The organism is Sphingopyxis sp. OPL5 (assembly GCF_003797775.2).
Lineage (GTDB): Bacteria > Pseudomonadota > Alphaproteobacteria > Sphingomonadales > Sphingomonadaceae > Sphingopyxis.
Genome location: NZ_CP060725.1, coordinates 3,848,094 through 3,870,493, shown reverse-complemented (window position 1 = coordinate 3,870,493; position 22,400 = coordinate 3,848,094). Strand labels below are relative to the sequence as shown.

The 22,400-nt window shown below is 64.1% G+C and carries 23 protein-coding genes and 1 tRNA gene; 16 read left to right on the top strand and 8 right to left on the bottom strand.

Annotated elements, in window-relative coordinates; translation table 11 throughout:
- The first annotated feature begins 111 nt into the window (after positions 1-111).
- The 5 genes from EEB18_RS18685 to EEB18_RS18665 all read left to right on the top strand — a co-directional run bounded on the left by EEB18_RS18685 (position 112) and on the right by EEB18_RS18665 (position 3,189).
- A complete protein-coding gene (locus EEB18_RS18685) occupies positions 112-684 on the top strand; it encodes a TMEM165/GDT1 family protein (protein WP_187140146.1) in 573 nt (190 codons plus the stop codon).
- A 22-nt stretch (positions 685-706) separates the two neighbouring features.
- Positions 707-1,036: an SMR family transporter gene (locus tag EEB18_RS18680; RefSeq protein WP_187140147.1), complete on the top strand. Its 330-nt coding sequence runs from the start codon at positions 707-709 to the stop codon at positions 1,034-1,036.
- Positions 1,037-1,085: 49 nt separating this feature from the next.
- Positions 1,086-1,361, top strand: a complete 276-nt coding sequence (locus EEB18_RS18675) for a metal/formaldehyde-sensitive transcriptional repressor (RefSeq protein WP_056351476.1) — start codon at positions 1,086-1,088, stop codon at positions 1,359-1,361.
- Positions 1,362-1,371: 10 nt separating this feature from the next.
- Entirely contained in the window at positions 1,372-2,391 is a 1,020-nt protein-coding gene (dmeF, locus tag EEB18_RS18670) for a CDF family Co(II)/Ni(II) efflux transporter DmeF (protein WP_187140148.1), read from the top strand.
- 93 nt (positions 2,392-2,484) lie between these two features.
- The gene (locus EEB18_RS18665; protein ID WP_187140149.1) at positions 2,485-3,189 is read left to right on the top strand and encodes an outer membrane beta-barrel protein; all 705 of its coding nucleotides are present in this window, start codon (positions 2,485-2,487) and stop codon (positions 3,187-3,189) included.
- A 14-nt stretch (positions 3,190-3,203) separates the two neighbouring features.
- Here the strand turns inward: EEB18_RS18665 and EEB18_RS18660 are convergent.
- Positions 3,204-3,293: transfer RNA gene (locus tag EEB18_RS18660), tRNA-Ser, on the bottom strand.
- Between the two features lie 165 nt (positions 3,294-3,458).
- Here EEB18_RS18660 and EEB18_RS18655 point away from each other — a divergent pair.
- From EEB18_RS18655 to mazG, 10 genes are all read left to right on the top strand, one after another.
- Positions 3,459-4,523 carry a lytic transglycosylase domain-containing protein gene (locus EEB18_RS18655; RefSeq protein WP_187140150.1) on the top strand — a complete coding sequence of 355 codons (1,065 nt, stop codon included), beginning with the start codon at positions 3,459-3,461 and terminating at the stop codon, positions 4,521-4,523.
- Between the two features lie 10 nt (positions 4,524-4,533).
- Entirely contained in the window at positions 4,534-5,508 is a 975-nt protein-coding gene (locus tag EEB18_RS18650; protein ID WP_262408002.1) for a septal ring lytic transglycosylase RlpA family protein, read from the top strand.
- Between the two features lie 51 nt (positions 5,509-5,559).
- Positions 5,560-6,762, top strand: a complete 1,203-nt coding sequence (locus EEB18_RS18645) for a D-alanyl-D-alanine carboxypeptidase family protein (RefSeq protein WP_187140152.1) — start codon at positions 5,560-5,562, stop codon at positions 6,760-6,762.
- Positions 6,759-7,382, top strand: coding sequence for a dTMP kinase (gene tmk, locus EEB18_RS18640; protein ID WP_187140153.1), 624 nt, complete (start codon positions 6,759-6,761; stop codon positions 7,380-7,382). Before EEB18_RS18645 ends, tmk begins: the two co-directional genes overlap by 4 nt.
- Positions 7,373-8,356: a DNA polymerase III subunit delta' gene (locus EEB18_RS18635; protein WP_187140154.1), complete on the top strand. Its 984-nt coding sequence runs from the start codon at positions 7,373-7,375 to the stop codon at positions 8,354-8,356. Before tmk ends, EEB18_RS18635 begins: the two co-directional genes overlap by 10 nt.
- A gap of 53 nt (positions 8,357-8,409) precedes the next feature.
- Entirely contained in the window at positions 8,410-9,984 is a 1,575-nt protein-coding gene (metG, locus tag EEB18_RS18630; protein WP_187140155.1) for a methionine--tRNA ligase, read from the top strand.
- Positions 9,985-10,102: 118 nt separating this feature from the next.
- Complete coding sequence (locus EEB18_RS18625) at positions 10,103-10,879, top strand: TatD family hydrolase (RefSeq protein WP_187140156.1); 777 nt, start codon at positions 10,103-10,105, stop codon at positions 10,877-10,879.
- 27 nt (positions 10,880-10,906) lie between these two features.
- Entirely contained in the window at positions 10,907-11,671 is a 765-nt protein-coding gene (locus tag EEB18_RS18620) for an MBL fold metallo-hydrolase (protein ID WP_187140157.1), read from the top strand.
- Positions 11,668-11,841 (top strand): hypothetical protein, encoded by a 174-nt coding sequence (locus EEB18_RS18615; protein ID WP_156377824.1) that lies wholly within the window; start codon positions 11,668-11,670, stop codon positions 11,839-11,841. The genes EEB18_RS18620 and EEB18_RS18615 overlap by 4 nt, the downstream gene beginning before the upstream one ends.
- Positions 11,842-12,046: 205 nt before the next feature.
- Positions 12,047-12,793, top strand: a complete 747-nt coding sequence (gene mazG / locus EEB18_RS18610; protein ID WP_187140158.1) for a nucleoside triphosphate pyrophosphohydrolase — start codon at positions 12,047-12,049, stop codon at positions 12,791-12,793.
- Here the strand turns inward: mazG and hflX are convergent.
- The 6 genes from hflX to EEB18_RS22850 all read right to left on the bottom strand — a co-directional run bounded on the left by hflX (position 12,771) and on the right by EEB18_RS22850 (position 19,751).
- Positions 12,771-14,117 carry a GTPase HflX gene (gene hflX, locus EEB18_RS18605; RefSeq protein ID WP_187140159.1) on the bottom strand — a complete coding sequence of 449 codons (1,347 nt, stop codon included), beginning with the start codon at positions 14,115-14,117 and terminating at the stop codon, positions 12,771-12,773. The genes mazG and hflX overlap by 23 nt on opposite strands.
- A gap of 8 nt (positions 14,118-14,125) precedes the next feature.
- Positions 14,126-14,617, bottom strand: a complete 492-nt coding sequence (hfq, locus tag EEB18_RS18600; protein ID WP_056351428.1) for an RNA chaperone Hfq — start codon at positions 14,615-14,617, stop codon at positions 14,126-14,128.
- Between the two features lie 122 nt (positions 14,618-14,739).
- Positions 14,740-16,119, bottom strand: coding sequence for a sigma-54-dependent transcriptional regulator (locus EEB18_RS18595; RefSeq protein WP_187140160.1), 1,380 nt, complete (start codon positions 16,117-16,119; stop codon positions 14,740-14,742).
- Positions 16,109-18,400 carry an ATP-binding protein gene (locus EEB18_RS18590; RefSeq protein WP_262408001.1) on the bottom strand — a complete coding sequence of 764 codons (2,292 nt, stop codon included), beginning with the start codon at positions 18,398-18,400 and terminating at the stop codon, positions 16,109-16,111. Before EEB18_RS18590 ends, EEB18_RS18595 begins: the two co-directional genes overlap by 11 nt.
- Before the next feature lie 215 nt (positions 18,401-18,615).
- Positions 18,616-18,957, bottom strand: coding sequence for a hypothetical protein (locus EEB18_RS18585; protein WP_187669025.1), 342 nt, complete (start codon positions 18,955-18,957; stop codon positions 18,616-18,618).
- 362 nt (positions 18,958-19,319) lie between these two features.
- Positions 19,320-19,751: a GFA family protein gene (locus EEB18_RS22850; protein WP_410468111.1), complete on the bottom strand. Its 432-nt coding sequence runs from the start codon at positions 19,749-19,751 to the stop codon at positions 19,320-19,322.
- A 175-nt stretch (positions 19,752-19,926) separates the two neighbouring features.
- Here EEB18_RS22850 and EEB18_RS18575 point away from each other — a divergent pair, with 175 nt between their 5' ends.
- Positions 19,927-20,304 (top strand): hypothetical protein, encoded by a 378-nt coding sequence (locus EEB18_RS18575; RefSeq protein ID WP_222943115.1) that lies wholly within the window; start codon positions 19,927-19,929, stop codon positions 20,302-20,304.
- A gap of 233 nt (positions 20,305-20,537) precedes the next feature.
- Here the strand turns inward: EEB18_RS18575 and EEB18_RS18570 are convergent, their stop codons facing one another.
- Complete coding sequence (locus tag EEB18_RS18570) at positions 20,538-22,214, bottom strand: recombinase family protein (protein ID WP_187140164.1); 1,677 nt, start codon at positions 22,212-22,214, stop codon at positions 20,538-20,540.
- Between the last annotated feature and the right edge of the window lie 186 nt (positions 22,215-22,400).

The following is a 22,400-nucleotide window of genomic DNA, read 5'->3' as shown; positions in this document are numbered from 1 at the left end:
AGCGGGAACACCGCTTGGGCGAGACCAATGGCATCGACCCCACGTCCGGGCCGGGCGGCGGGTATCGATGTCCGTTGGAATCGCAACGCCGCCCGGCCCCGGAGTCTATCCATGGAAGCCCTCTTCACCTCGACCGCCGTCGTCGCGCTCGCCGAAATCGGCGACAAGACGCAATTGCTCGCGATCCTGCTCGCGACGCGCTTCAACAAGCCGGTGCCGATCATCTTCGGCATTCTCTTCGCCACCCTCGCCAACCACGCGCTCGCCGCGCTGCTCGGCGCGTCCGCGGCGTCGTTTCTTGACAGCCCGGTCTTCCGCTATGCCATCGGCCTCAGCTTCATCGCGATGGCGGCATGGACCCTCGTCCCCGACAAGCTCGACGACGATGAAGCCCCCAAGCCGCGCTTCGGCGCCTTCCTGACCACGCTCGTCGCCTTCTTCCTCGTCGAAATGGGCGACAAGACGCAGGTCGCGACGATCGCGCTCGGCGCCCAATATCACAGCGTGCTGCTCGTCACGACCGGCACCACCCTCGGCATGATGATCGCCAATGTCCCGGCGATCTTCCTCGGCCACGAACTGCTCAAGCGCGTCAATCTCGACACGGTGCGCAAGGTCGCCGCCGTACTTTTCCTCGTCATCGGCATCTGGGTGCTGATACAGGCGGCCGGCCTGTTCGGCTGACGCCGCAGGGAAGGAGAAGGCGATGAACTATCTCTATCTGGCGCTGGCGATCGTCGCGGAGGTCATCGCGACCTCGTGCCTCAAATGGTCGGCGGGCTTCACCAAATTGCTGCCGTCGGTCGTCACCGTCGTCGGCTATGCCATCGCCTTCTATTTCCTCTCGCTCACCCTGCGCACCATCCCGACCGGCATCGCCTATGCGATCTGGTCGGGGGCGGGCATCGTGCTGATCGCCGCCGTCGCCTGGGCGTTTCAGGGCCAGAAGCTCGATGCGCCCGCGATCGTCGGTATGGGGTTGATCATCAGCGGCGTCGCGGTGATGAACCTCTTCTCGAAGGTCAGCGCGCATTGATGCGTCTGCGGCTGTTCATGACAGGCAATATAGGGTAGGGGGCTATCCCATGTCGCATCTGAAACCCAACAAGGATCAACTCCTTGCTCGCGTCCGCCGGATCGCCGGACAAGTCGCCGCGATCGAAAAGGCGATCATCGACGACGCCAGTTGTTCGGCGGTGCTGCACCATGTCGCGGGAGTTCGCGGGGCGGTCCTCGGGCTCGCCGACGAACTGGTCGAGGACCATGTCCGCGAACATCTCGCGCGTCCGGGACTCACCGACGCGGAGCGCAGCGAAGCGGCGGACGAGCTGCTGACGGTCATCCGGCGCTACGGCAAATAGGGGCGGCACAATGTCTTTCGATAGCCAGGTCGACGACCTCACCCACGACCATGTCTTCCTCGGCCCCGGCCACGACGAAAACGGCCGCCGCACCCTGTGGGTGGTCGCGATCACCGCGGTGATGATGGTCGCCGAAATCGTCGCGGGGATCGCCTACAACTCGATGGCGCTGCTCGCCGACGGCTTTCATATGGCGACCCACGCCGGCGCGCTCGGCATTGCCGCCATCGCATATGCTTATGCGCGCAAACATGCCCGCAACCCGCGCTACAGCTTCGGCACCGGCAAGGTCGGCGACCTCGCCGGCTTCGCCTCGGCACTGATCCTCGGCATCGTCGCGCTCGGTATCGCCTTTGAATCGGCGCAACGCCTGCTTGATCCGCGCCCGGTCGACTTCCTCGACGCCACCATCGTCGCCACCATCGGCCTCGTGGTGAACATCGTCTGCGCGGTGCTGCTCGGCGGTGGTCACAGCCATGGTCCGGGGCAAAGCCACGGCCATGCGCACCACAATCATGCGCACGACGACCATGATCACCATGGTCACGGCCACGATCACCACCACCACGACCATGCCAAGCCTGCGCGGCACAGCGACAACAATATGCGCTCGGCCTATCTCCATGTCCTCGCCGATGCGCTGACCTCGGTGATGGCGATCGCGGCGCTGCTCGGCGGGCGGTACCTCGGATGGATCTGGCTCGACCCCGTCATCGGCATCGTCGGCGCCGTCGTCATCGCCATCTGGGCCTGGTCGCTGATCCGCGACACCGCGTCGGTGCTGCTCGACAGCAGCGAACCCGCGCTCGAGGCGAAGATCCGCGACACCCTCGAGGCCGAAGGCGACATCCGCCTCGCCGACCTCCACGTCTGGCGCGTCGGCCCCGCCGCGCACGCCGCCATCGTCTCGGTCGATGGCGGCGACTGTAACGCGATCCGCCGGCGGCTGGCGAGCATATCGGAAATCGCCCATCTGACGGTCGAGACGAGGCGCGAGCCGCCGTATTTATCGGTGGATAAAGAGTTGTAAATATGGCCCTATCACCTGCGCGATAGGGCTGCTTTCGATTGTGCCATCGGAAATCCGGCCATATCGTCGATCGGCAATCGGGTGGGGTAGGTCATGATTTCGAGCAACAGCTGTTCCGCCGTGCTGGCCGCGGCGATACTGGCATCCACCTTGTTGGCGCCGACCGCCGTCCAGGCGCGCGACGGCGAAGCCTATGTCCAATATGCGCTCGGGCTCACCGATCCGCTCGACACCGAATTTCGTGTCGATGGCATAAAGCAGGCCAACCGCGTCGATTATCACACCGGCCAGTTCGATACGGCGCTTTCAGTCGGTTACGACTTCGGGACGATCCGCGCAGAGGGTGAGTTCATCGCCCAGCGCAGCCGTATTCACGACTATATCGTCAACGTGCCGACCTTGCTCACCGGTCCCGAAGTCGCGCAGCCGGCGCTCTATCCCGATGTCAAAGGCTATACGCACCGCAAAGCGCTGATGGCGAACATCATCGTCGAAACCGGCGGCAACGGGAAAATCGGCCTTTACGGCGGCCTTGGCATCGGGTTTCAGAATGTGAAAGCCAGCCGCTTCCGCAGCCGCCTGCTGCTCGATCCGTTCATCGACGCATCATCGACCCGGCTGGTCGGACAGGCCATCGTCGGCGCCTATATCCCGTTGTCGAAGAACCTCGACCTTGGCGTCAAATATCGCCTCATCCACGGCGAAGGCTTCAAATATACCAGTATCCAGGGCGGCCAGACCTTCAAGGGCAACTTCGGTTCGCACAGCTGGCTGGGAACGCTGGCCTGGAATTTCTGATTGCCCTCGGCTTTTGGCGGACAGGGTGGGATTCGAACCCACGGTGAGCTTGCACCCACGGCGGTTTTCAAGACCGCTGCCTTAAACCACTCGGCCACCTGTCCTCCGCCCGCGCCATAGCGCGCGCGCGGCTTGCGGCAAGCGAAACCTTGTCCGGCGGCGCGGCGGGCCGGCGGTTCTCCGTCCGCCGCGCTTATGACTCGCTTCATCGGGTCGCAGGCTGGTCATTCAGCGTGCATCTGTGTCAGACCTTGCTTATGGGGTGGGACATGATGCGCACTGCAAGTTTCGGAATCACACGCTTTTTCTCGCTGTTCGCGGCGTTCGTATCGGCGTGGATGCTCACCGCCTCGGCGCCGCTCCATGCCCAAAGCGGCGACCCCGGCTTCGATACCTATATCCAGTCGCTATGGCCCAAGGCGCAGGCGCGCGGCGTGTCGCGTGCGACCTTCGACCGGGTGACCATCGGGCTGCGCTACAATCCGCGCGTCATTGCGCTCGACCGCGACAATCTCGGCGCGCCGCCGACCAACGACACCCCGATCCCAGCCTTCGCCCCCTATAAACTCAAGCATGTCGATGCCGCGCGCATCGGCGGCGGACGCCGCGTCCACGATCGGCTGCTGCCCTTGCTGTCGCGCATCGAGCAGCGCACCGGGGTGCCGACCAGCATCATGATCGCGATCTACGGCCATGAAACCGCCTACGGCCAGGTCACCGGCAATTTCGACCTGCCCGAGGCGCTGGCGACCCTCGCCTATGAAGGGCGCCGCCGCAGCCTGTTCGAACCCGAATTCCTCGCGACATTGCAGATGGTCGAACAGGGCGTGCCGCGACAGGTGCTCAAGGGCAGCTGGGCCGGCGCCTTCGGCTATCCGCAATTCCTGCCCTCGGTCTATCTGCAGGTCGCCGAGGACGGCGACGGCGACGGCAAGGCGAATATCTGGTCGAGCGAGGCCGATGCGATCGAATCGATCGGCGCCTATCTGCGCCGCGCCGGCTGGCGCGCCGGGCAGCCCTGGGGCGTCGCGGTCAGCGTTCCCGCCGGGTTCAACCGGACGCGCGTCGCCAGCAAGCTCGAACCCACCCGCTGCCCGCGCGTTTTCGCGCGTCACAGCCGGTGGCGTTCTGTCGCCGAATGGCGCGCCGATGGCTTCCAGCTGGCGGGCGGCAATTGGCCCGACGGTCGCGTCCAGGCGACCTTGCTCGAACCCGACGGGCCGGGACGCACCGCTTATTTGCTGACCGGCAATTATCGTGCGATACTCGATTACAATTGTTCCAATTTTTACGCACTGTCTGTGGGGTTGCTGGCGGATGAAATCGATCGGTAATAGGGGGGTCATGCTGGCGGCGACATTGCTGCTGGCGGGTTGCGGAAGTGTCGATGGCAAGCGCGATGGCGGCCCTGTGGCCGGGCCGACGCCTGCCCCCGGCGGCGGCGCGCTGGTCGACGGCCCGCCCAAGCTCGGCGCGCCCTTCACGGTCGCCGGCACCACCTACACCCCGTCCGACATCGCCGATTACGACGATGTCGGCTATGCGAGCTGGTATGGCGAGGAACTCGCGGGGTCGCCGACCGCGATCGGCGAGCCCTTCAACCCCGACGGAATCAGCGCGGCGCACAAGACGCTGCCGTTGCCGAGCTATGTCGAGGTGACCGCGCTCGATACCGGACGCACCATCGTCGTGCGCGTCAACGACCGCGGGCCGATGGCCAATGACCGGTTGATCGACCTGTCGCGCGGGGCCGCGCAGCAGCTCGGCCTCACCGGCGGCGTCGCCGCCGTGCGCGTCCGTCGCACCAACCCGCCGATGGCCGAAAAGGCGCAGCTGCGCAGCGGCGGCGCCGTCGGCGAACGGCTTGCGACCCCCGACACGTTGCTCGTCCTGCTCCGCAACAAGCTCAAGGACAGGCCGGCGCCTGCCGGCATGGCCGCCGCGACCGCGAGCAAACCCACCCCCTCGGCCCCCGCGCCGGGCGGCGACCGTTTCATCGTCGAAGGTCCGGGTGCCAAGCCCGCGACCGCGAAACCCGCCACCGCAAAACCTGCGACGGCGAAACCCGCGGCGACCCCGCCGCCCGCTGCCAAGCCCGCACCCGCCACCAGCGGCAGTTATGCCGTGCAGGTCGCCGCCTTCGGCAGCCAGAGCCGCGCCAATGCCGCCGCGAAATCGGTCGGCGGCACGGTGACCAAGGCGGGCAACCTCTGGCGCGTGCGCATGGGGCCCTTCGCCAGCGAGGCCGAGGCGGCGAGCGCCGCCGGCAAGGCCAAGGCCAAGGGGTTCCGCGACGCGCAGGTCCAGCGCGACCGCTGACGCCCGATGACGGGACACCGGCACAGTAAAACAAGGGCAGGGGGCGCGGCCTTGGCGGCGTTCGCGCTGCTGCTCGTCCCTGCCGCCGCGCCCGCCGCCAATCCGCCCGCGAAGAAGGCGCCCGCCCAAAAGGCGCCGGCAGCGGTCAGCCGCCCGCTCTATGTCACCCAGGCGCCGATCGTGATGCTCAAGGATCTCGATTCGGGCGCGATCCTGTTTTCGCGCGGCGCCGACAAACGCTTCGCCCCCGCCTCGATGGCCAAGGTGATGACCGCCTATGTCGTGCTCGACCTGATCAAGGCGGGCAAGCTGTCGCGCGACACGGTCTTCACCGTCGACGACGCGACCTGGAAACAATGGAACGCCCGCCGCGGCGGCTCGACGATGTTCCTCCGCGCCCGCGAGAAGGTGAGCGTCGACGAACTGCTCAAGGGGCTGATCACCGTCTCGGGCAACGACGCCGCGACCGCGCTCGCGGTCGGCATCGACGGCAGCGAGGATGCTTTCGTCAAGAGAATGAACGAGGTAGCGAAAAAGATTGATATGAAGTCGAGCCGCTTCGGCACCCCCAGCGGCTGGCCCGACGGCGGCGTCACCAAGGTGTCGGCGGCCGACCTGATCACGCTGGCCGACCGGCTGATCCGCGACCATCCTGCGGGATATGCGCGCTATTTCTCAATTTCCAGCCTCCGACACGGCAAATCGCCCGATGGCAAGCCGATCGTCCAGCCGAACCGCAACCCGATCCTCGGACGGTTCGAAGGGGCCGACGGGCTCAAGACCGGCCACACCGCCGACGCCGGCTATTGCTTCCTCGGCTCGGCCAAGCGCGACGGGCGCCGCCTGATCATGGTCGTTGCGGGGATGAGCAGCGAAAAGGCGCGCCGCGACGAGGCCGAACGGTTGATGGCCTGGGGCTTCGATGCCTGGGAAGGGCGTGAGATCGTCCCCGCCGGCGCCAAGGTCGGCCAGATCGATGTCGGGCAGGGGGCAAAGCCCATGCTCGCCGCCGAAGCCGCCATCCCGGTCCGCATGACCGTGCCCGCGGGCTATCGGGGCGGCTATCGCGCGACCGTTCGCAGCCAGAGCCCGCTCGCCGCGCCGATCGCGCGCGGCACCCGTGTCGCCGACCTTATCGTCACCCCCGACGGCCTGCCGCCGCAAATCACGCCGCTGCTCGCCGCGACCGATGTCGGCGAGGGCGGCTGGTTCGACCGCGCGCGCACCGGCTTCTACCGGCTCACCGGACTGTGAGCGGCCGCTTCATCACGCTCGAAGGCGGCGAGGGGGTCGGCAAGTCGACCCAGATCCGCGCCCTCGCGGCCGCGCTCACGAAGCGCGGGGTCGATGTCGTGACCACCCGCGAACCCGGCGGCAGCCCCGGCGCCGAGGCGATCCGCACCCTGCTGATGACCGGCAGCGACGACCGCTGGGACGCGCGCAGCGAAGCTTTGCTCTTCGCCGCCGCGCGCGCCGACCATGTCGCGCGCACCATTCGCCCGGCGCTGGCACGCGGCGCCTGGGTGCTCTGCGACCGCTTCGTCGACTCATCGCGCGCCTATCAGGGTGCCGGCGGCGGGCTGACCGATGCCGACATCCTCACCCTCCATCGCATCGGCTCCGAAGGCCTGCTTCCCGACCGCAGCTTCCTGCTCACCGTCGGCACCGACGAGGCCGCGAGGCGCCTCTCGGTCCGTGACGCCGCCGGCGCCGACCGCATGGGCAGCAAGTCCGCCGACTATCAGGCGCGCCTCTCCGCGCGCTTCGCCGCGATCGCCGCCGCCGAACCCGACCGCTGGCGCGTTGTCGCCGCCGAAGGCGCCGCCGACGCCGTGACGTCAGCCATCCTCGCCGAGCTCGAACCATGGCTCTGATCGGGCATCAAGACGCCGAGAACGCGTTCCTCGAATCCTGGTCCGCCGGGCGGCTCCATCACGCCTGGCTCTTCGCCGGGCCGCAGGGCATGGGCAAGGCCGCCTTCGCCGCGCGCGCCGCACGCTTCCTCGTCACCCATGACAAGGGCGGGGCGAGCGCCGCTGTCGCTCTCGACGACCCCGGCGATACCGCCGCCGACCGCCTCGTCGCCGCGGGCAACCACCCCGAGATTCTCCACCTCAACCGACAGGTGAAGGACAAGGGCAAGGACCTCGCGCGCAACATCACGATCGACCAGGTGCGCGAGCTCAAGGCCCGTCTTCACTTCTCGCTGTCGCTCGGCGACTGGCGCGTCATCATTGTCGACGCGATCGACGATCTGGAGCCTGCCGCGTCCAACGCGCTGCTCAAGACGCTCGAGGAACCGCCGGCGCAGACCGTCTTCATCCTGATCAGCCACTCGCCGGGGCGCCTGCTCCCGACGATCCGGTCGCGGTGCAGAACGGTGCGTTTTCAACCGGTTGATCATGACGTCATGACGGCGTGGCTGCACGAACTGCGCCCGATGGCCGATATGGTCGAGCTTCGCGCCACCGTCGCCGCATCGGGCGGCGTCCCCGGCAAGGCGCTCGCGCTGATCGACAGCGACGTCGGCGCGATGGAAAAGAAGCTGCTCGCCATCGCCACCTCGGGCGACCCCGGCAATCGCCTGCGCGAAGCGCTCGCGCGCGAGGTCGGCGGCACGGCCAACCGCGCCAAACTCGAACTCGTCATCGACATCGTCCCCGGCCTGCTCGCCCGCATCGCACGCGAGCGCCCGGTTGCCGAGATCGCGCCGGTACTCGCGCAATGGGACAGGGTGCAACGCACCGTTCGCGATGCGATCCGCGGGTCGTATGACGGCGCGATGGTCGGGTTCGAGATCGGCAATTGCCTCGCCGAGCTGGCCCCGCGCGGAATGCCGGCGCGCTGACGCGGCGGAAGGGGCCACTTCCCCTTCTGCCCCGCACCCGCTAAGGCGCGGCCATGTCCGAAACCAACACCCCTTTCTACATCACCACCGCGATCAGCTACCCCAATGGCCGCCCGCATATCGGCCACGCCTATGAAGCGATCGCGACCGACGTGATGGCGCGGTTCCAGCGCGCCCGCGGCCGCGACGTGCGGCTGACCACCGGCACCGACGAACATGGCCTCAAAATGTTTCAGACGGCGCGCGACCAGGGTCGCCCGACGATCGAACTCGCTGATGAAATGTCAGGATATTTCCGTGAGATGTATGCCAAACTGAATATCAGTTTCGACCATTTCATGCGCACATCCGACCCCGCGCATCACGCCGCGTCGCAGGCCTTGTGGCGCGCGATGGAAGCCAATGGCGATCTCTATCTCGACCGCTACGAGGGCTGGTATTCGGTCCGCGACGAGGCCTTTTACGATGAAAGCGAACTGATCGCGGGGGAAGGGGAGGCCAAACTCTCGCCGCAGGGGACCGCGGTCGAATGGACCGTCGAAGAAAGCTGGTTCTTCCGCCTCTCGGCCTATCAGGACAAATTGCTCGCGCTCTATGAGACGAACCCCGATTTCATCCGCCCCGAAAGCCGCCGCAACGAAGTGCTGCGCTTTGTCGAGGGCGGGCTCAAGGATCTCAGCGTCTCGCGCACCAGCTTCGACTGGGGGGTGCCGGTGCCGGGGTCGCCCGGCCATGTCATGTATGTCTGGGTCGATGCACTGACCACCTATATGTCGGCGCTCGGCTATCCCGATACCGACGGCGAATGGGGCAAATATTGGCCCGCCGACATCCACATGATCGGCAAGGATATCGTTCGTTTTCATACGGTTTACTGGCCGGCCTTCCTGATGAGCGCCAATCTGCCTTTGCCCAAGCAGGTGTTCGGGCACGGCTTCCTGCTCAACCGCGGCGAGAAGATGTCGAAATCGCTCGGCAACGTCGTCGACCCGATGACCCTCGCCGACACCTTCGGGGTCGATCCGCTGCGCTATTATCTGCTCCGCGAAGTCAGCTTCGGTCAGGACGGCACCTATTCGGCCGAGGCGATCGTGCGCGCCGCCAACGCCGATCTCGCGAACAGCTTCGGCAATCTGGCACAGCGCAGCTTGTCGATGATTTTCAAGAATTTGGGCGGCGAACTTTCCGTCATACCGGGAAATGCAGAGGCGGACGCGGACTTGCTTGCCACCGTGAAAATTGCCTGCGCTTCCGAACTTCCGCGCGAGTTTGAGAAACTGAATTTTTCAGTCGGCATTGACGCTTGGCTGAGGGCAGTTTTTGCATGCAATCAGTACGTGGATGAAATGGCCCCTTGGGCGCTGCGCAAGACCGATCCTGAGCGAATGGCCGCTGTGCTCATGACTCTCTTCATCGCCGTTCGCGACCTCGCGATCGCCATCCGCCCGGTTGTGCCAGCCGCCGCCGACAATCTGCTCGACCAGATGGGCATCGCGGTCGACGCGCGGGACTTTGCGGCGCTCGACGACACCGACTGGCTCGCCAGGGTGGCGGGCAGCGGCTTCACCGTCGGCCAGCCCGTCCCGATTTTCCCGCGTCTCGAACTGCCCGAGGGGGAAGGGGAATGACCGCCCCCATAAACTTCGTCATTGCGAGCGAAGCGAAGCAATCCAGGGCGGCCTTGCACTGCCCTGGATTGCTTCGTCGCTACGCTCCTCGCAATGACGAGCCGTTGAAGGTCCTTTGATGCTCGTCGATTCGCACTGCCACCTCAACTACAAGGGGCTTGCCGAACAGCAGGACGAGGTGCTGGCGCGCGCCCGCAACCGCGGCGTCACCGCGATGCTCAACATCGCGACGCGTGAAAGCGAATGGGACGATGTGCTCGCCGCTGCCGAGGCGAACGACGATGTCTGGGCCAGCGTCGGCATCCATCCGCACGACGCCGACCATCATCCCGACGTCGACACCGCGAAGCTCGTCGAGCGCGCCGCGCACCCGCGCGTCATCGGCATCGGCGAAACCGGGCTCGATTATTATTACGACAAGAGCGACCGGCAGCGGCAGCAGGACAGTTTCCGCCGCCACATCCACGCGTCGCAGGCGACCGGCCTGCCGATCATCGTCCACACCCGCGATGCCGAGGAAGATACGCTCGCGCTGCTCGGCGAGGAGATGGGCAGGACGACATTCCCCGGCGTGATCCACTGTTTCACCGCCAGCGACGATTTTGCAAGGCAGGCCCTGGCGCTCGGCCTCTATATCTCGATCTCGGGCATCGTGACCTTCAAGAACGCCGCCGATCTTCAGACGACCGCGCGGTGGCTGCCACAGGACCGGCTGCTGATCGAAACCGATTCCCCCTTCCTTGCCCCCGTCCCGCACCGCGGCAAGACCGGCGAACCGGCCTTCGTCGCCGACACCCTCGCCTATCTCGCCGATCTGCGCGGCGAGGACAGGGCGGTCCTGGGCGCCGCAACAAGCGCCAATTTCTACCATTTGTTCAACAAGGCGGCGCCATGACGTCACGTCTGGCATGAAGGTCGCACTATGAAAGTTCGCATCCTGGGTTGCGGTACCTCGTCGGGGGTGCCGCGGATCGGCAATGATTGGGGGCAGTGCGATCCCGACAACCCGCGCAACCTGCGCAGTCGCTCGTCGATCCTGATCTCCTTGGGCGGTTTCCGTCTGCTCGTCGACACCAGCCCCGACATGCGGCTGCAACTGCTCGATGCCGAGGTGGGGGCGGTCGACGGCATCATCTGGACCCACGAGCACGCCGACCACTGCCATGGCCTCGACGACCTGCGTCAGATCATGCATCTGCGCGGCTCGCAGGTGCCGGCTTACGCCCGCAACCATGTGCTCGACACGCTCAAATGGCGCTTTACCTACGCCTTTGCGGGGAACGCCGGCTATCCGGCGTTGGTCGATCCGATCGACCTGCTCGACCATCAATCGATCGGCCCCCTTGAGGTGTCGGCGATCGAAATGCCGCACGGCCCGATCAAGGCCAGCGGACTCATCTTCAGCGATGGTGTCCACAAGATCGGCTATGCGACTGATTTCTCGAAATTTACCGACGAAATGGTCGATTTTTTCCAGGGTGTCGATCTGTTCGTGATCGACGCGCTGCGCCGCTATCCGCACCCGACGCATCCGCATCTGGCCATGTCGCTCGCGGCGCTGGAAAAGGTAGGAAATCCGCGCGCGATCATCACCCATATGGACAATACGATGGATTACGACGACCTTGCCGGCGAACTGCCGCCGGGCGTCGAGCCGGGCTATGACGGGCTGGAGGTGCAGCTGTGAACGACATGGGCGTCAATCTGATCTGGGGCATCGGTTCGCTGGCGCTGGTAGTCAGCGCACTCGTCGCGCGCCAATTGCCGATGAAGGACTGGATCAAGATGGCACTGGCCTGGATCGCGATCTTCGGCCTGATTTTCCTCGTGATCCGAACTTGGCAGGTCGTGACGTGACTTATGCTTAGGGCCTCGTCATTGCGAGGAGCGAAGCGACGCGGCAATCTAGAGCGGGCATGAATCGCTCTGGATTGCTTCGCTTCGCCCACAATGACGAACGATTGGGAAAGCAGTCGCCTTCTACTTCTCCACAGATTTAACATAATATATATTATCGGATAAACTGATGTCCCAAGGCACGACCGAATCCCCCGCATCCCCCATGGCCCGCCTGCTTGGCGTCATGGCCCGCTTGCGCGACCCCGACGGCGGCTGCGAATGGGATCTGGCGCAGGACTTCTCGACCATCGCGCCCTATACGATCGAGGAAGCCTATGAGGTCGCCGACGCGATCGCCGGCGGCGATCCTGTGGCCATCTGCGACGAGCTTGGCGACCTGCTGCTCCAGGTCGTCTTTCACAGCCAGATCGCGGCCGACGATGGCCTGTTCACCTTCGACGATGTCGCGACCGCGATCTCCGACAAAATGGAACGCCGCCATCCGCATATCTTCGGTGACGTCACGACGTCCGACGTGCGGCTGCAATGGGAGCAGATCAAGGCGAACGAACGCGCCGCCGACGGTCCCAAGGGTGCGCTCGACGGCGTTGCGCTGTCGCTGCCGGCGTTGCTCCGCGCCGAAAAGCTCCAGTCGCGCGCCGCGCGCGTCGGGTTCGACTGGCCCGATGCCGATGGCCCGCGCGACAAGATCGCCGAGGAACTTGCCGAAGTGGCCGCGGCGACCAACGAACAGGAACGCCATGAAGAGGTCGGCGACCTGCTCTTCGCGGTCGTCAACTATGCCAGTAAGCTCGGAGTCGATGCCGAGAGTGCGCTGCGTGACGCCAACATGAAGTTCGCAAGACGCTTTGCCGCCATGGAAGACCGCGCGGGTGGAACGCTGGCCGGCCTGTCGCTCGACGCGCAGGAAGCGCATTGGCAGGCGGTCAAGGCGTCGGAGCGGTCCTAGCCGGCCACAGCCGTTCGAACCGCGCCTTGTCGGCGGGATCGAGCCGTACCGTCAACACATGACCGTCGTCCTGCGGCTCGTCGCCCAGCACTTCGCCGCGCGCGTGAAGCCACGCCGCCGCTTCGCCATGGTCGTAGCCGAGGAAAATGCGTTCGACCCTGTGCAGCGCGGTCAATTGCGACGCCATGAGCGTCCGGGCCGCTTCGACGCCCTCGCCGCTGACCGCCGAGATGACCGCGACGTCACTCCGCCGCGCCGCCATCTCTTCGATCGCCGCTCGCTCATCGGAATCGGCGGTGTCGATCTTGTTCCATATCTCGATCTGCGGAATGACCGCGGGCGCATCGGCGCCCCCTTCCCCGCCGTCCTGCGGGCCGTTGACGCCCAGCGAATTGAGGATGGCAACAACATCGGCATATTGCGCCTCGCTGTCGGGATGCGCGATGTCGCGGACATGGACGATCAGGTCGGCGGTCGTCACTTCCTCCAGCGTCGCGCGAAACGCCGCGACCAATTCGGTTGGCAGGTCGGACACGAAACCGACGGTGTCGGACAAGATCGCCTTGTCAATGCCGGGCAGCCGAATTTCGCGCATCGTCGGGTCGAGCGTCGCGAACAGCATATCTTCCGCCATGACGTCACTTCCCGTCAAGCGATTGAAAAACGTCGATTTTCCGGCATTGGTATAGCCGACGAGCGCGACCACCGGCCAGGGCGCGCGCTGGCGCTTGGCGCGCTGCAACTGCCGCGTCCGCTTGGCATCCTCCAGGCTGCGGCGGATACGCGCCATGCGGTTGCGGATCATCCGGCGGTCGGCCTCGATCTGGGTTTCGCCGGGGCCGCCGAGGAAGCCGAAGCCGCCGCGCTGGCGCTCGAGGTGGGTCCAGCTGCGCACCAACCGCCCCGCCTGATAGTCGAGATGCGCCAGTTCGACCTGCAGCCGCCCCTCGGCCGTCGCCGCGCGCTCGCCGAAAATTTCGAGGATTAATCCCGTCCGATCAATGACTTTGGTTCCGAACGCGGTCTCCAGATTGCGCTGCTGGATCGCCGTCAGCGACGCATCGACAATCACAAGCTGCGCGGCACCTTCGCCAACTTCCGCCTTGATCGCATCGATCTGCCCCACCCCGATCAACGTCGCCGCCCGCGTCTGCCGCAGCCGAAGCGGAAACACCGCCACGACCTCCAGCCCGATCGCGAGCGCCAGCCCCTTCGCTTCTTCGGCGCGAGCGTCGACGTCGCGCGACAGCCGCTGGGCGTGCCATTCGGGCACGATCAGCACCGCCGTGGCGCCGCGCGTCACCTCGTCGTCATTGTCGGACATCGGATCGATCAGGCGTCGCCTTCGGGCTCGCTGTCGGTCAGATTGATCGGCCCGTTGGGCTGCACTGTCGAAATCGCGTGCTTGTAGACCAACTGCACCTGCCGCTCACGTTCGAGCAGCATGCAGAACAGATCGAACGCGACGATATCGCCCTGCAGCATCACGCCGTTGACGAGGAACATCGTCACCGATTCGTCGGATTTGCGTACCGCGTTCAGGAACACATCCTGCAATGCCTTGCCCTTGCTGGCGGGCGCGTCACGCAGATTGTCGCCGAGCAGCGACAGGTCGAAGTCATGCGAAGGCATGACGGTCGAAATCGCATGCTTGTAGACGAGCTGCGACTGGCCATCGCGGCGCAGAAGCAACGAAAAATTGTCGAACCAGGTGATGATGCCCTGCAATTTGACACCCTTGACGAGGAACATCGTCACCGGTGTCTTGCTGCGGCGGAGAGCGTTGAGGAAGAGATCCTGGAGATTCTGGTTTTTATCGGACACATTGGCCTCCTGTTCTTGGCGGGTAAAACCGCTTGATGGCCCTGACTGGACCGCCGCTTTCGTCGCGGCGTGCCCAATATGCGGCAAAGCGTCGCGCAGGTCTAGCGCAAAGCCGATGGCTTTCAGGCTTCGCCGTCCGAATTGTCGGTCAAACCCAAAAGCTTCAGCTTCCGGTGCAATGCCGACCGTTCCATGCCGATGAAGGTCGCGGTGCGCGAAATATTGCCCGAGAAACGATTGATCTGGATCCGCAGATATTCGCGCTCGAAATTCTCTCGCGCTTCCTTGAGCGGGATTGCGGTGATCGATTCGGCGTTAGGCAATATGTCGGTGCCGCCGCGCACCAGTTCGGCAGGCAACATGTCGGCGTCGATCCGCCCGAGCCGATCGCTCGGCGCGAGGATCATCACGCGCTCGATGACGTTGCGAAGTTCGCGAACGTTGCCGGGCCAGTCGTGCGCCTGGAGCGCCGCCATCGCTTCGGTGCTGATTTCCGCCGGCGGCGCACGGCGATCGGCAGCGTAGCGACCGACAAAATGCTCGCACAGGGCTGCGATGTCATCGCGCCGCTCGCGCAACGACGGGATGTGCACCGGCACGACGTTGAGCCGGTAATAGAGATCCTCGCGGAAACGCCCCTCGGCGATTTCGGTCATCAGGTCGCGCGCCGATCCCGAAATGATCCGGACATCGACGCGGATCATCGTCCGCCCGCCAACGCGGGTGAAGCTCTGATCGGTCAGCACGCGCAATATCTTGCCCTGCGTGGTCAACGGCATGTCGGCGACCTCGTCGAGGAAGACGGTACCGCCATGCGCCTGTTCGAGCAGGCCGACGCGGATCGCGCCGTCGTCGCTTTCGGACCCGAACAGCTCGGCCTCGACCGTTTCGGGGTCCATGCGCGCCGACGAAATGACGCGGAACGGCGCGGTGTGGCGGCCGCTCCAGCCGTGGAGGACGCGCGCTGCGACCTCCTTGCCCACGCCCGCCGCGCCGGTGATCAGCACGCGGCTGCCGGTGCCGGCGACGCGTTTCAGCGTCGCACGGACATTGTTGATCGCGGCGCTGGTGCCGGTGAGTTCGTCGGCGGGACCGGCACGTTCGCGCAGCCGCTCATATTCGAACTTCAGCCGCTCGTTTTCGGTCGCGCGCGCAACGAGGTGGAGCAGGCGCTCGGCCTCGAACGGCTTTTCGATGAAGTCGAAGGCGCCGCGGCGGATCGCAGCGACGGCGGTGTCGAGCCCGCCATGGCCCGAAATGACGATGATCGGCAGCGTCGGGTCAAACGCCTTGATCGCCTCGACCAGTCCAAGCCCGTCGAGCCGAGAACCCTGCAGCCACACGTCGATCAGCGCGAGCGACGGGCGCCGTTGGCGGATCGCCTCGAGCGCGGCGTCGCTGTCGGACGCGGTACGCGCCTCATATCCTTCGTCTTCCATGACGCCGGCGACGAGGTCGCAGATGTCGCGCTCGTCGTCGACGATCAAAATATCAAGCGCCATGATCTTCTCTATCCTGTCGGTTCCGGGAACGGCCCGGGACCGATTCGGCCTGCCCTGTTGTCGTATCGGCGCCGCGCCCGGCGAGCGGGCGGAGGCGGTCGGGATGAAGCGTGAGCGTCACGCATGTCCCCTTTCCTGCCGGATTGTCGGAAAAATCGAGTTCGCCATAATGCTGCTCGACAATTTTCTTGACGATCGCGAGGCCGAGTCCGGTGCCGCCCTGGCGCGTCGTCATATAGGGTTCGGCGATCGTGTCGCGGGCTTCGGGGAGGCCGATGCCGTCGTCGGCGATGCGGATCACAACTTCACGATCATTGCCCATATCGAGGATCGCACGAATGTGGCCGATCGGTGAAGTTTCGGGATTTTTTACATTTTCTTCAATGGCTTCAACCGCGTTCTTGACGATATTGGTCAGCGCTTGGGACAGCAAGCGGCGGTCGCACACCAAGGGCTCGATATCGTTCGGGACGGTGACGCTGAAGGCGATGTCGGGCTTGGCGACCTCGAACAGGAACACCGCCTGTTTCAATATGTCGCGGATATCCTCGACCCCGAAGGTCGGCTTGGGCATGCGCGCGAAGCTGGAGAATTCGTCGACCATGCGCCGCATGTCGTGGACCTGGCGGATCACGGTGTCGGTGAGCTTGCGGAAGGTCGCCTGGTCGCCCTCGACCTTGTCGCCGAAGCGGCGCTGGAGGCGTTCGGCGGCGAGCTGGATCGGGGTGAGCGGATTCTTGATCTCGTGCGCGATGCGGCGCGCGACGTCGGACCAGGCGGCGCGGCGCTGGTCGAGCAATTGCTGGGTGATATCCTCGAAGCTGAGGACGAAGCCGTCGCCCTGCGCGACCGCCTTGGCGGCGAGCGTCGCGGGCTCGCCCTCGCGGCGCGCGAGCTGGACCACCGCCTCGCGCTCGTCGCCGGTGATCAGGCGCGCGAGTTCGGGCGCGACCTGTTCGAGCGGGCGTCCGGTGAGCTGGTCGGCGGGGGTCCCGATCAATCGCTCGGCGGCGGCGTTGGCAAGCAGGATGTGATGGCCGGCGTCGACCGAGACGACCGCCGAGGAGACGCCGCTGAGCACCGCTTCGATGAAGCTTCGGCGCGCCTCGATCTGCTCGTTGGCGCTGAGCAGCGCGCCGGTCTGACCCTGAATCTGTTCGGTCATGCGGTTGAAGGCATGGGCGAGGACCGAAATCTCGTCGTCGTGTGCGGTCGGCGTCACCCGCACCGACAGGTCGCCGCCGGCGGCGGTACGCGTCGCCCCGACGAGCGTGCCGAGCGGGCGGACGATGCGGTCGGCGACGACGATCGCCGCGATCACGGCGAGCGCGAGCAGGAGCAGCGCGCCGAGATAGAGCGCGCCGTTGAACTGGAGCTGGAGCTGCTGCGAACGTTTGAACAGGGCATTATAGTCGGCGAGCACGGTGCTCGCGCGCTGCGACTGCTGAAAGCCCAGAACATTGGCATCGCGCGACGCATAGAGATAGGCGCGCGATCGCCGCGGCAATTTGGTGACCGCTTCGATCCGGTCGGACTGGCGGCTGACGATGACATCCTCGCCATTGTCGAGCCGCGCGACGATCGACGGCGAAATGCGCGCTTCGGCATCGCGATTATCGGGATCGATCATCGCCGCCGTACGCGCGACGCCATCGGGACCGATCTCGATGATCGCCGATTCATTGAGGTTCCGGACGACGACCTGTTGCAGATAATAATCGGCAAAATCGGGACCATCGATCGGAAACCGGGCCAGGATATCGCCGAGATCGCCCGCCATCTTCATCGTGTTCGCGACGACCTCGCGCTGGTTTTCCTGATAATAGCCCTCGGCGAGACCAGCCGCATTTTCGAACATGCCGCGCGAGCGGTCGGAAAACCAGAAATCGACCCCGAACTGGAAGAGCAGCGAGGCGAAGATCACGACGAGCATCGTCGGCGTCGCGGCGATCAGCGAAAAGAGCGCGACGAGCCGGACGTGGAGACGCCCGGTACCGCCCGCCATCGAGCGCATCGCGCGCGCGCGCGCCACGCGGCTGCCGATGAGCACGATCAGCGCCATCGCGGGAACGAGGTTGACGACCATGATCACGGCGACCAGCCCCGGCGTGAGCAACCGTTCGCTCTGCGCGTCGCCGGTAACGAAGACATAGGTGGCGATGCCGACGCTGAGGATGAGGGCCAGCGTGTAATATTCGGGCGCGGCAAAGGTCCAGATGCGCGAACGGGCCCCCTGCCCTTCGGGTTGCGCTTCGCCGGTTACCGTAACGCCGTTCGCCATTGTTGCCTCGTTACGACAAACCTGTTGCATAGAAAACACACAATGTGCGCGGGGACCACGGTTTGGCGCATAAATCGGTTCGGTTGGACGTTGTTTTGCCGGATGTTCGATACCGGGATCGGGAAATGCGGGTCGTGGCGGGTGGCGCGGATCGGGGCGATCGGATTCCGATGCCGATGATCGCTTTGGGGTAGGAAGCAGACGCTCGCTGTGGACTACATCTCCAATAGGGACGTGATCTGTGAAGGCTCAGAAAGGCCCATTTGGCGCCCTAGAGCGACACCCAAAGGCACCACCCAGAATGCCGAGTCAGCATCAAATGGCGCAGGAGAATCGCTGAGATTGTATATGGTCTTTGCGCAAATTTCCTCAAAAGCATATTGTACCAAACCTAGCTGATCGTCCCGCTTCTCCGCCTTCAGCGTCTTTTGTCGAATGTCTTGGAAGAGCGCATGGGCGCCCTTCCAACTTCCACGATCCGCAATCATTATGAGAAGTTTGCGGAGCGTGTCTCTATCGTCACACCGATTTTCGAAGAACGTCAGCATCTCCGTCATTGCGTCAACGATGTTGGTTGGATGAGTGCGCATCACATTCTTCTATAGGATGTCACAAAGTCCGCAATCGGTCGTTACCGGCCATTTTGGCTGGGTTCGAACCGGGTGACCGGAATGAGGTGGGGAACGGACGTTGCCACTCCTCCCTGTCGCGCAGCGATGGGGAGGTGGCAGCGCGTAGCGCTGACGGAGGGGCCGACGCCGTCAAAGGCTGGCGCAACGCCGCGGCCCCTCCACCACCGCTACGCGGCGGTCCCCCTCCCCACGGCTGCGCCGCAGGGAGGATTCATTTCCGCAACCGGTCGTGAGAGGCCATTCCGGCGCCCGCGGAGGGTCGGCGACGGGCTGGCTTCTCCGCGCGGTCAGCTATCGGCCTTGTCCGAGGGGAATCCTGCCGCGAATTGCGGCGCCCCGTCGGTTATGCACACCCAGGGCGCCTTCGAACCGACGAATATATGGGCGGCATACCCACGAAATCCCGGGTCGTCGTCGAGCAAGCCCGCCGGGACGAAATATATCTTTCCTTCCCGATCGGTGTGAGGGGTCGGACTTCCGCACGTCTTGCAGAAGCTGGACTGCCACCCCTGCTCACCGGGGACATGGTAGGTCGCGATATTGTCCGCGCCTTTCACCCAGCGGAAGCTGGCTTTCGCGGCATAGAAAACGGCATTGCCATCGGTTCCGGACACCTTGCGGCATTTCGAACAGTGACATTGCCCGGCCGGTCCGAATTTGCCGTCGACGACGAAGCCTATTTCGCCGCAAAGGCATGAGCCTTTGATTGGTCTGGGCATCGCTACCTCCCCCATGTTCTGAACCGGGTCATACTAGCAAAGCCCGGCGTGGCCGCAATCGGTCATGCGCGACCATCGGCTTTCTCTCGCTTGCCGCGTTCCGGACGAGCGATGCGCAAATCGCCGACAGGGAACATCCGTTGACGCAAAAGCCGTCTGCCCGCATCACCCGGTCATGACCGACATTGGACCGGGTTCAACCAGCCTCTATCTGCTGCCCGAAGGAGAGCGCCCCGACTGGGTGGAGTATCCAGGGCCCTTTATGCGCATCGTCGAACAGGCGCTGCTCGACATCACTCCTTGGCATATCATGGAGGCGCGGCGTGCCGCCGTTCATTTCGAGGGACTGTCGCGACGTTATCCATCCCGCGACCTGTTCCCCTTCGCCTATCGTCAGGACAATGACGATGTGGCGTGCTGGTCGAAGGATTCCGGCGAGCAAGTCGTTATCATCCATGATTTCGCATCGCCCGGTTGGGAGGATGCGGGCCGGTTCGACGATATATGGTCCTGGTTTCGTGCCGCCGTGGAGGAGATGATCGAGTGGGAGTGAGGCAGTGGGCGACGGGGTCCGCTTTGGGGTGGGAAGCGGACGTCGCCGATCTTCCCCGTTCCGGGGAGGATCGCTTTTGGCCGCTACCGGCCGTTAGCCGCCATCCCTTGTCGTCCTGCCGGGCTTGACGCGGCAGCCGCCTTTTTCTTCTGCAAGACAAGGCAGGCCCCGGATCAAGTCCGGGGGGTATAGTGATCGCTAGCAAAAATTGCATGAAAGCGCCGACGCAAGCGCTACCCTTTCCTCTTCGGACTGCGACCTCGCTGAATAGCCAAGACAGGCATACCAAGGCGCTTCCGCGCAGCCCGCATAATCTCGCTTCGACTGCTCGAATAGCCGACCTGCTCATATATCGAAACCAGACCACCAAACCTCCGCGCTATTGTTCCGACAGCGGGAAGATCAGGATCGGCATTTATCAATTGCATTGATAGGTAGCCGTGCGTTGCCAAGAGCCTCCGCAGCCCATCGATCATCTCTGCATCGGGCACTCCCCTTTTTGGCGGACGCGCCTTAGGCAATCCGTTGGCATCCTGAAATGCATGTCTGCGCGCAGTGGCTGCCCGTCGCTGCGAGTTGGCGTCCGCGTCGATGCCTGCCAGACGAAAAGCTGGTATCAGACCGCCGAACCGCCGAATGTAGTATCTCCCAGTCGGGCATTCTGGGTCCAGGTCGATCAGGTGGCGCGAAATGTAGCCGTGCCCACGGTAAATCCTAAGAAGCTCCTCCAACAACTCTTCGTCCGTATAGGGCAATCCGTTTCGATTTTTGCGGACACGCGGCGGGATTTCATACCCAACTGTTTGAAACGCCTTTCCGAGACCGCCGAAGCGATCGGACACGACACATGCTCGCGGGAGATAGGGGCACACCTCGATAAGATCATAAGATAGCCGCCCCTCCGCCTTTAGCAATTTTTGAAGCCCGGCGTGAATTTCTTGAGTCGACCAATGCCGACGTGTCACCAGCGCCAACCGCCGTTGAGCAGCGTCGAACAGCTTTTCGGGGATGATGGGATCGACGACGCGGACGCGGCTGAAGTCGGTATCCTTGGCTCTGGGCTCATTCTTCTGTAGGTTGTTCCTCGTTCTGCCGAACACGTAATAGCCGATATACAGCTGGTTGGTCAGAAGAGTGCGAACGGGCTGCGTGTGCCAAAGGTTGCCGTTGGGGTGGCGTTCGCCTTGCTGGTTCAGCCAATCTGCAATCTGCCCAAGATTCATCCGCTTTCTCACGAAATTGTAGAAAACTTGCGCAATTATTTCTGCTTCGTGATCGGGACCGCGAACAAAGACGACTTTATCGGTCGCGAGTGCCTTGCGTTCGCCAGTCTTAAGGACGAATCGAGGAACGCCATTCTCGTCGATAACTTGCCGCCGAAGCCCATAAGGTGGAGCGGTGCCCTGTTTGAAACCTAACCGCGCCTGTAGTCGCTGTGCCCGCGCAATCTTCGAGGACAGTTCGCGACTGTATTCCGCAGCCATAACCCGCTTCATGTGCTTGACGATCGAGGCGACCATGCCACCTTCGGAATCGAAGGGTTCGGCACAGTAGTGGATGGAAACGCCCGCCGCGCGGCACATAAATTCATAATGGGCGGCTTGATCCGTATCCTGGAACCGCCCCCATCGGCTCACGTCTAGAACCAGAATCGCCCCATAGTTCGCCTCGCCGCTGATGACATCGCTAAGCAGCCTCTTCAGCTCGTCCCGCCCCTTGAGCGTTAGGCCGCTCTTCCCGCTATCTTGGTAAGTTTCGACAATATCAAAGCCCCTATCAAGGGCGTATGCTGCGATAACGGCTTTTTGGTTGTCAGGCGAATATCGCTGATGCTCGGTCGACATGCGAATGTATTGGGCGGCGGGTATCCCGGCGGCTGCCATATCCCTGAGAACCATCTCTTTCGACATGGCAACCTCCAATCGTACCGAGACATGTTGCAAGGTAAAAGCTGATAAGACCTAAATATCTGAGCATCTTGCTCGGACGATTGGCGATGACCGAAATAACGTCGTAGCGCTGCCTATCGTTCTTTGTGGGAGGGCAGCACCGAACATCGGTTGCCAGCCACCGGTGGTGTTAGCTTTCCGCTGCTC

Bases quoted from the DNA above. Each gene is read 5' to 3' on its own strand.
- EEB18_RS18685 (WP_187140146.1), top strand. From the start codon at position 112: ATGGAAGCCCTCTTCACCTCGACCGCCGTCGTCGCGCTCGCCGAAATC.
- EEB18_RS18680 (WP_187140147.1), top strand. From the start codon at position 707: ATGAACTATCTCTATCTGGCGCTGGCGATCGTCGCGGAGGTCATCGCG.
- EEB18_RS18675 (WP_056351476.1), top strand. From the start codon at position 1,086: ATGTCGCATCTGAAACCCAACAAGGATCAACTCCTTGCTCGCGTCCGC.
- dmeF (WP_187140148.1), top strand. From the start codon at position 1,372: ATGTCTTTCGATAGCCAGGTCGACGACCTCACCCACGACCATGTCTTC.
- EEB18_RS18665 (WP_187140149.1), top strand. From the start codon at position 2,485: ATGATTTCGAGCAACAGCTGTTCCGCCGTGCTGGCCGCGGCGATACTG.
- EEB18_RS18655 (WP_187140150.1), top strand. From the start codon at position 3,459: ATGATGCGCACTGCAAGTTTCGGAATCACACGCTTTTTCTCGCTGTTC.
- EEB18_RS18650 (WP_262408002.1), top strand. From the start codon at position 4,534: ATGCTGGCGGCGACATTGCTGCTGGCGGGTTGCGGAAGTGTCGATGGC.
- EEB18_RS18635 (WP_187140154.1), top strand. From the start codon at position 7,373: ATGGCTCTGATCGGGCATCAAGACGCCGAGAACGCGTTCCTCGAATCC.
- metG (WP_187140155.1), top strand. From the start codon at position 8,410: ATGTCCGAAACCAACACCCCTTTCTACATCACCACCGCGATCAGCTAC.
- EEB18_RS18625 (WP_187140156.1), top strand. From the start codon at position 10,103: ATGCTCGTCGATTCGCACTGCCACCTCAACTACAAGGGGCTTGCCGAA.
- EEB18_RS18620 (WP_187140157.1), top strand. From the start codon at position 10,907: ATGAAAGTTCGCATCCTGGGTTGCGGTACCTCGTCGGGGGTGCCGCGG.
- mazG (WP_187140158.1), top strand. From the start codon at position 12,047: ATGGCCCGCCTGCTTGGCGTCATGGCCCGCTTGCGCGACCCCGACGGC.
- hflX (WP_187140159.1), bottom strand. From the start codon at position 14,117: ATGTCCGACAATGACGACGAGGTGACGCGCGGCGCCACGGCGGTGCTG.
- EEB18_RS18595 (WP_187140160.1), bottom strand. From the start codon at position 16,119: ATGGCGCTTGATATTTTGATCGTCGACGACGAGCGCGACATCTGCGAC.
- EEB18_RS18590 (WP_262408001.1), bottom strand. From the start codon at position 18,400: ATGGCGAACGGCGTTACGGTAACCGGCGAAGCGCAACCCGAAGGGCAG.
- EEB18_RS18585 (WP_187669025.1), bottom strand. From the start codon at position 18,957: ATGACGGAGATGCTGACGTTCTTCGAAAATCGGTGTGACGATAGAGAC.
- EEB18_RS22850 (WP_410468111.1), bottom strand. From the start codon at position 19,751: ATGCCCAGACCAATCAAAGGCTCATGCCTTTGCGGCGAAATAGGCTTC.
- EEB18_RS18575 (WP_222943115.1), top strand. From the start codon at position 19,927: ATGACCGACATTGGACCGGGTTCAACCAGCCTCTATCTGCTGCCCGAA.
- EEB18_RS18570 (WP_187140164.1), bottom strand. From the start codon at position 22,214: ATGTCGAAAGAGATGGTTCTCAGGGATATGGCAGCCGCCGGGATACCC.